Here is a 7,991-nt window from a genome sequence, read left to right as displayed (position 1 = left end):
CGAACCAGTGACCTTCGGGTTATGAGTTACTATGACCGTATTTTGTATTTCAAAAATTTTTAACAACCGTAAATTGACTTATTGCCATTTAAAAATTAATAACTTCATCAAGTGCATCATCAGCATCTCGGTGAATAAAATTAGCTTGATAATTCAAAGTAGTTTTTAAATCACTATGACGATAGAGCTTTTGTAACATTAAAGGATGAATACGATCCCCTGCAATGTTACCAAAGCTATGCCTAGCAATGTGGTTAGATAAGTTTTTTTCGATTCCGCATTCTTTGGCAATTTGTTTTAGGCATTTATTAAAAACCTTAGTGACGCTTTTGGTTCGTATATAAATTTGTTCAGCATCATTAGTAGCCGTATTTCTCAAGAATGGAAAGACATAACCATTATTGAGTTCTTTCTCTTTTTTGTAATGTTCTAAAATTTTTTTTGCCTTGGAAGGAATTTTAAGGCTAAGTGCTTTTTCATTTTTATTCATTACATAATAAAGCCGTTTATCCTTAAAATCCGACCATTTCATTTTGACCACATCCGAAATACGAATACCGGCAAAATAAAAAGAAAATAGCCATACATTATGAGTGTGCCAAATAGAACTATTTTTCTTCAACTTTAGTTTTTCTATTTTTTCGATCTCTTCTATACTTAGTCCTATCTTATTACCAGAACCAATTCTAATTTTCTCTTTATCACCGGCAAAAGGATAATATTTTCGTTCAATAATTCCTTCCTTAATAGCCAAATTGAAAAGAGTTCTAATTAAAATAAGTTGGTTCGTAATAGTTCTGGTTTTCTGTCCTAAATAAGAATAGCAAAATGTTTTATATTTATTAATGAATACTTCATCAATATCTCGGAATGCTAGAGCCTTACTATTTTTAAAATAAGCTACACCATCCAACCAATCATATTCATTGAGTCGAGCCTTACTGAGACGGTTCAGACGACGCTCCTTTATTGACTTAATAACGGCTGATTTATTTTTATTTCTTTTTAAATTTAAAAACTCTTCAAGATTATATAGAATAGATAATTCTGCCTTAGCAACGGAAAACGTTCCCCTTTCATATTTTTCCATTATGCGTTCCGCTGCTAGTTCAAAAAAAAATTTCTGTCCATAGGTTCCTTTTAATTTTTGCTTTACCTGTTTCGGGCTAACCCGATCTTTAGATTCAAAAAATATATCATTCACTTCACTCAATTTCTTCATTAAAAAATTGTTTAGCTTTTGTGAATTTGGATGACTTCTCTTTGCCTTTCCTGCTTTTCCATCCCAGTCCTTCTCAAAAACATATTGCCCAAGCCACTTATAATTGGTTTTGTAATTTTCACTAATTCTCAAAGCAAGAGGAATTCTACCATCCTTTCTCATCATATTCTTACGTAAAACGATCTTCACATTGGCCATAATTTGTTATTTAAAATGTATATAAAGATAAATAACCAATTTAAAAACTAGTACAGAATAAGTACAGAATAATTTGATTTTCACACTATTTGAATAAAATCACAAAATATGTAATTATCTGATAATCATATTATTTAATATATTTTAGTTGATTTTAAATAGGTGTTTAGCTAGGTTCATAACCCGGAGGTCCCGAGTTCAAATCTCGGTCTCGCTACAAGAAAAAATGCCGGAATTTTCATTCCGGCATTTTTTATTTCTACATTTCACGTTATCTTCTTCAGTTAAGTTTTTATCGTTATAAAAAAACAAAATGCCACCACGAATTCATGAATAAACAACATTGGCGGGCCTTTGCAAGGGCACGCCTCAGAAACGGCAATTATAGATTATTAGCACGGTTTACACTTAGATTAATGGTTTCACTATTTTCGCTAACACAGGAAAAAAATATGGGTTAGACGCGTCAGGTTTTGAAAACCTGATGGCTGGATGATTTGGAGGTCTGGTTCATTCAAGGAGATACCTGTAAAATGTCAATTATCGGCATTAGCTCACCTTTACATCAACTTAGACATTTTCTGAAAATGCAAAATGGAGCCACAATATATACAAATAAATGGTTTAGCACTTCTTGTAAGATGATGCCCCTAAAATGGCAATTTTTGGCATATAATCATGGTGAATCCGAAATCCGCGCTAATCCAGAGTATTAGTGAGTCAAATAATATAAAGCTTTACCCATAAAATATCCCGCCATTGACAAAATAATTCCCAGGCAGATTAGAATAAGAATCCAGGTGAATACAATTTTCTTATTTTCAGGACTCTTCAAATTAGTGCTGATTTTCAATGATTTTAAATACTTTTCCATATCTTCTGAATTTATTATGCAGGAAATATAATTTATGACTTCCCTTTCCTGCAGCCGGACGAGCTAATAGCCTCTACATAATTTAGACATTTTCTTTACCTCTGGTCTTCTTGGGAACACGCAGCAAGAGAAAAACCCCGGCAATAAAGAAAATTACAAGGAAAAGTATCGAATTTCGTACACTTCCAGTAATTTGGGCAACTATTCCGTATAAAAACATTCCTATAACGATACCTAATTTTTCAGCAACATCATAAAAACTGAAGTAACTGGCAGTGTCAATGGCATTTTCTGGTAGCATTTTAGAATATGTAGACCTGGAAAGCGACTGAATTCCTCCCATGACCAGCCCAACTGAAGCAGCTGCAAAATAAAACTGTATCGGGGTAACAATGTAGTATGCGTAGCCACAAATGGCAATCCAGATAAGGTTTATAAAGATCAAAGTCTTAATATTTCCTATTTTTATTGCCAGCCTGGAAGTGACCATTGCACCTGCCACTGCCACTAGCTGAATAAGCAAAATGCTTACGATTAATCCTGTGGTTGCATCCTGTGTACCCCAGTCCAGCTCTTCAATCCCAAAATATGTGGCGATTAGCATAATTGTTTGCACTGCCATACTATAAACAAAAAAGGCGATTAAATAACGGTATAATTGAATGTCCTCCTTTAGTAAAATCCAAATTTTTCTTAATTCCCGAAAGCCGTTAAAAAGAACATTCCGGGTTAAGCGTGCTTTTTTATTTCCTGTTGGCAGATAACGATAGGTATACTGACTAAAACCAATCCACCAGATTCCCGTAAGCACAAAAGACAATCGTGTGGGGAAACCTTCATTTTCAAATCCAAACCATTCGTATTTCAAAATCATAAGCAAGCATAAGATCAGCAGAATTACGCTGCCAATGTATCCCATAGAAAACCCTTTGGCACTGGCTTTATCCTGCTGATCGGGAAAAGCAATATCCGGAAGGTAAGAATTGTAAAAAACCAGGCTGGACCAAAATCCGATTAGCGCAAGAAAATAACAAAGCAGTCCGAACCACAAAAATTCCAGCTGAAACCAAAATAATCCAATACAGGAAACAGCACCTAAGTAGCAGAAAAACTTCAGGAAATTCTTCTTATTACCGACATAATCTGCAATACCAGATAAAAACGGACTCAACACCGAAACTACCATAAAAGCTGCTGCAGTAACGTAACTAATAAGGCTGTCGTTGTTAAAATTTATTCCGAGGAAAGGGACAGTATCATCAATAATTTTTCCTTCAGAATTTTTAACTATCGTAAGTGCACCGTAAAAAATGGGAAATATCGCCGAAGAAATCACGAGTGGATAAACGGAGTTTGCCCAGTCATAAAAAGCCCAGGCGTTAAGGAGCTTCTTATTTCCCTTTGGAAGTTGTTTCATAGTGCTAAAAATATAAAAAGCTGCCGTAAAAGGCAGCTTTGTAATATCAATTAATTAATATTATTTTTTATACTACTTAAAACTTGTTACTCCATATTTCTGCGCTTCTGCCTTAGCTTCCGGCGCCCACTCAGTAAGGTTATTTATCCTTGTTTGGTTAGAAGGGTGCGTACTTAAAAATTCCGGTGGTGCCTCGCCGCTACTTTGTGAAGCCATTCTTCTCCATAGATCTGCGGCTTCATCGGGGTTGTAACCGGCAATAGCCATTAAAGTTAATCCAATCCTGTCCGCTTCAGCCTCGTGGCTTCTGCTAAAAGGAAGCATACCACCAATTTCACTACCTAATCCATAGGCCTGGGCTATAATTTGCTGTGTAGCCTCACTTTGTCCTCCTGCAGCCACACCTACTACGGCTCCTCCAACTTGCTGAAGCTGGGCTGCACTCATCCTCTGCGCTCCGTGATCTGCAAGGGCATGCGCAATTTCGTGTGCCATAACTACTGCCAACCCTGTTCTGGTTTCGGCAACATCAAGTATACCTGTGTAAATTACAACTTTTCCTCCCGGCATGGCAAAAGCGTTTACCTGCTCATCCTTGACCAGTTGTATTTCCCATTCAAAGTCCTGCATAAAACCCTGATATCCATTAGAATTTAAATATCTTTCTGCAGCTGTTATAATTTCCTGGCCTACATTTTTTACCATTCGGGACTCTTCTGTTCCTTTAACAACCGTGGCTTCAGCAAGAAACTGATTGTATTGTTCAAAAGATGAAGGGAACAGTTGTTCGTTAGATACAAAGTTCAAATTTCTTTCTCCCGTAAAAGGATTGGTTTTGCATGCCACTATCAGCAGCAGCATTGCACTTATCATTATCACTGTTTTTCTAAGACTCATAATAAATTAATTTGTTTTCTTAAAATTACAAAAGCACTTGTTCTTCCTAAACTGTTTAAGTAGGATTTAACAAATAGCAGGTATATGTTATACAGCCAATGCTTATAAAATAAGTTAGGAAACTGGAGAAAATGAATAATGGTTACCTTGCGCATCTATTTTTTAATAATATGAAAAAGAAAAACAAAGAGAATATTCCGGTACAACGTCTTTTGGTTCCCGGTTACATCCTTCAGTTTAACCAGTTACTTACAAAGCTTTCTCCTCATTTGGCCAGCAGATTTGCAGCCCGGCTTTTCTTAACCCCTTTCCGGTATAAACTTCCGGAGAGAGAAAAGAAAATGGACAACGAGTCTATACAGGAACAAATCACTATTCCGCAAACCCACAGGGAGATCGTTACCTATAAATATGGAGAATCTTCAAAAAGGATTTTACTGGTACATGGTTGGAGCGGCAGGGGAACCCAGTTAAGTAAAATTGCTGAAGCGTTACTGGAGAACGGGTACAGCACTATAAGTTTTGATGCACCTGCGCATGGTAAAGCACCGGGCAGCACGAGTATGATGCCCTATTTTACAGAGTCCATTCACCATTTGAACAAATTTTACGGCCCTTTTGAAGCAATTATAGGTCACTCCCTGGGAGGAATGTCTGCTCTAAAAGCAATTAGTGAAGGAGCTTCCACTAAAAAACTTGTACTCTTAGGAACAGCGAACAGCATTACTCATATTACCAAGGAATTTGCCAGGAACATGAAGATGAACGACAAGGTTGCGGGGAAAATGAAGGCCTATCTCGACAATAAATTTAAACAGGATATGGACTCTTATTCCGGTGCTGTTTCTGCTGAAGGGGTAACGACACCCACCTTAGTAATACACGATAAAAATGATGTGGATGTTGCAGTTAGCTGTGCATATGATATAGATGAAAAGCTAAAGAATAGCGAATTATTTATTACAGAAGGTTTGGGCCATCGTCGAATTTTAGGCAATCCAGAAGTAATTAACAAAATAGCAACTTTTATCACGGTATGATCTTTGTACTTTTAAATGAAAAAAAAAATGAAAAAGGTAGTATTTATTTTCTTTGCCATAATAACAGTGAGTTGTGGCAATGCACAAAAAGAACAATCTTCAGAAAAATTTGAAGTCTCAAAGACTGAAGAGCAATGGAAACAGGAACTTAGTGATGCAGAATTCCAGGTACTGCGAAAAGCATCTACTGAAAGACCTTTTTCCAGTGATTTGAATGACATAAAAAAACCCGGAACCTTTGTTTGTGCCGCCTGTGGTAACGAATTGTATGAAACGGAACATAAATTTATGAGCGGTACCGGATGGCCGAGTTTTGACCGCGCGATTGAAGGCGGAGTGGATTATGGAAGGGATTCCAAACTTGGATATTCCCGCGATGAAGTGCATTGCGCGCGCTGCGGGGGACATTTGGGACATGTTTTTAATGACGGCCCCCGGGAAACTACAGGAAAGAGACATTGCATTAATGGAATTGCAATGGATTTTGAACCAGCAAAACAATAAAAATATGAAAAAATACACTATAGAAAAATCGGAAGCAGAATGGAAAGAAAAACTTTCTGATGAGCAATACCGGGTTCTTCGGGAAAAAGGAACCGAAGCACCACACACCGGCGGGTACAACCTTCACTTTGAAGAAGGAGAATATAAATGTGCCGCCTGCCATACAAAGCTTTTTGAAAGTGATGCGAAGTTTGAGAGTGGCTGCGGATGGCCAAGCTTTGATGAAGCCATAGAAGGGAAAGTCGAGTATGTACAGGATAAAACCTTTGGAATGATTCGAACAGAAATCCTCTGCGCCAACTGCGGAAGTCATTTAGGGCACGTTTTTGACGATGGCCCTACGGAAACAGGACAACGCTATTGCGTGAACTCGGCAAGTATAGAGTTTAATAAGTAATTTAAAACCAAACATTATGAAAAAGATATTTTCACTTTTATTTATGACCACTTTTCTATTCACCTCCTGCTCCGATGACGGAGAAATTGGACCACGTGGCCCACAAGGTCCTCCTGGTGAGGATGGCGCTTATGTTGTTGGAATCAGTTATGAATATGATGTAGAATTTGGGTATAATGAAGACCGTAATATCTATAATTCATTTTTAGAATTTCCACCAACTGAAGAACCATCAGATGCTATCCTAGTCTATCGACTTGAAACAAGCAATAGTGTAGAAGCTTGGAATTTAATCCCAAAAAGCTACTTTTTAGATGAGGGAATTCTCCAAATTTCCTATAACCATACTGATGAAGATGTCGAGCTATTAATTGAAGCTGATTTTGACTTAAGTGATTTAAGTACATCTTTTATTGAAAATCAATATTACAGAGTAGTAGTTGTCCCGTCTGATTTTGAGCAAGGTAGTGTTGATACTTCTAACATGCAGGCGGTCATGGAAGCTTTAAATCTTAAGAAAGATGAAATAATAAAAATTGAACAAACTAAGTAATAAGCTCATATAGTGGCTAAGATTTTGAGGTTAACACTCCAATCTAAAAAGCTTGCCCTGATCGGCAGGCTTTTTTTGTGCGTGAATTTGAGTGACAATAAAAATTTCCTCACCATTTTAGGTGATTTTATATCTTAACAGCTAGCAAAACTTAATCCTCTCTTGAATATTTCGAAAAATGACCCCCCAAGTTTAAAAATCTCTTTCTCTACCTAATAATTTTTCCGTTTAGTTATTAAATAAATGCACAAAATAAAGAAACCACCCACAAACTTGAACTAAGCATAAAACGGCAATTTTCGACATCTTTTGTTCCGTACAAACACTATTCTTCAAAAAGAAATCCTGATTTTGAGATTGGTGAAAATTTCAGAATTTATGGCCTTGAATTTCTACTTCAGTAGTTATTAAAACCCTAATTGGTATTGGAGCAGGAACTGGTTCGGAAATGCTTCATTTAGAAAATAGTCAAATAGATTATTCTCCAATCTTTTTCGAACTTACACCACTTTCATATCAAACCCCAAAGGATTTGCCACTTTTTCCGGTAGAATTGGTACACATTTGGGAAAGGTTGATAAAAACGGAATTTATTTAAGAGTAGATCTGGGATACTATGTTCCGCTATTCAATCATTTTTCATTGTTCTTTAAAGGGATTTACACATACCAGTCTCTATACAAAGCTTTTTTAGGTTCTAACAGGCCATCAAATAAATACCTGATTCAGGGATTGGCTTCGGAATAGGCATAGAATACTTTTAAGAACAAATTCCCCTAAAAGCTGGCGGAAATGTAAGCGATCTCTGGCAGCACAGGTTGCCCTCATTTCTGAAGTTGTAGACCTCCATAATATTGAAAGTAAGTATTCATTTCCCAGTGTTCCTCTA

General features: G+C 36.7%; 8 protein-coding genes. 4 read left to right on the top strand and 4 right to left on the bottom strand.

What is annotated here, in order from left to right; translation table 11 throughout:
• Positions 1–88: 88 nt before the first annotated feature.
• The 3 genes from RM529_RS15210 to RM529_RS15200 all read right to left on the bottom strand — a co-directional run bounded on the left by RM529_RS15210 (position 89) and on the right by RM529_RS15200 (position 4,608).
• A complete protein-coding gene (locus RM529_RS15210) occupies positions 89–1,420 on the bottom strand; it encodes a tyrosine-type recombinase/integrase (protein ID WP_311485606.1) in 1,332 nt (443 codons plus the stop codon).
• Between the two features lie 956 nt (positions 1,421–2,376).
• On the bottom strand, positions 2,377–3,711 hold the full coding sequence (locus RM529_RS15205; protein WP_311485605.1) for an MFS transporter: 1,335 nt from the start codon (positions 3,709–3,711) through the stop codon (positions 2,377–2,379).
• A 72-nt stretch (positions 3,712–3,783) separates the two neighbouring features.
• Positions 3,784–4,608 carry a M48 family metallopeptidase gene (locus RM529_RS15200; RefSeq protein WP_311485604.1) on the bottom strand — a complete coding sequence of 275 codons (825 nt, stop codon included), beginning with the start codon at positions 4,606–4,608 and terminating at the stop codon, positions 3,784–3,786.
• A 131-nt stretch (positions 4,609–4,739) separates the two neighbouring features.
• Here RM529_RS15200 and RM529_RS15195 point away from each other — a divergent pair, with 131 nt between their 5' ends.
• The 4 genes from RM529_RS15195 to RM529_RS15180 are packed head-to-tail and all read left to right on the top strand — an operon-like array spanning position 4,740 to position 7,102.
• On the top strand, positions 4,740–5,648 hold the full coding sequence (locus RM529_RS15195) for an alpha/beta fold hydrolase (protein ID WP_311485603.1): 909 nt from the start codon (positions 4,740–4,742) through the stop codon (positions 5,646–5,648).
• 27 nt (positions 5,649–5,675) lie between these two features.
• A complete protein-coding gene (msrB, locus tag RM529_RS15190) occupies positions 5,676–6,152 on the top strand; it encodes a peptide-methionine (R)-S-oxide reductase MsrB (protein WP_311485602.1) in 477 nt (158 codons plus the stop codon).
• A gap of 4 nt (positions 6,153–6,156) precedes the next feature.
• Positions 6,157–6,549: a peptide-methionine (R)-S-oxide reductase MsrB gene (gene msrB, locus RM529_RS15185; RefSeq protein ID WP_311485601.1), complete on the top strand. Its 393-nt coding sequence runs from the start codon at positions 6,157–6,159 to the stop codon at positions 6,547–6,549.
• Between the two features lie 16 nt (positions 6,550–6,565).
• Positions 6,566–7,102, top strand: coding sequence for a hypothetical protein (locus tag RM529_RS15180; protein ID WP_311485600.1), 537 nt, complete (start codon positions 6,566–6,568; stop codon positions 7,100–7,102).
• Between the two features lie 708 nt (positions 7,103–7,810).
• On the opposite strand, the gene RM529_RS15175 is transcribed toward RM529_RS15180, so the two are convergent.
• A partial coding sequence (locus tag RM529_RS15175; protein ID WP_311485599.1) for a hypothetical protein occupies positions 7,811–7,991 on the bottom strand: 181 nt, incomplete at its 5' end.

This window comes from Autumnicola edwardsiae, assembly GCF_031846505.1.
Lineage (GTDB): Bacteria > Bacteroidota > Bacteroidia > Flavobacteriales > Flavobacteriaceae > Autumnicola > Autumnicola edwardsiae.
Note: the sequence above shows the minus strand (reverse complement) of the source record. Positions and strands in the feature narration are given on the sequence as shown.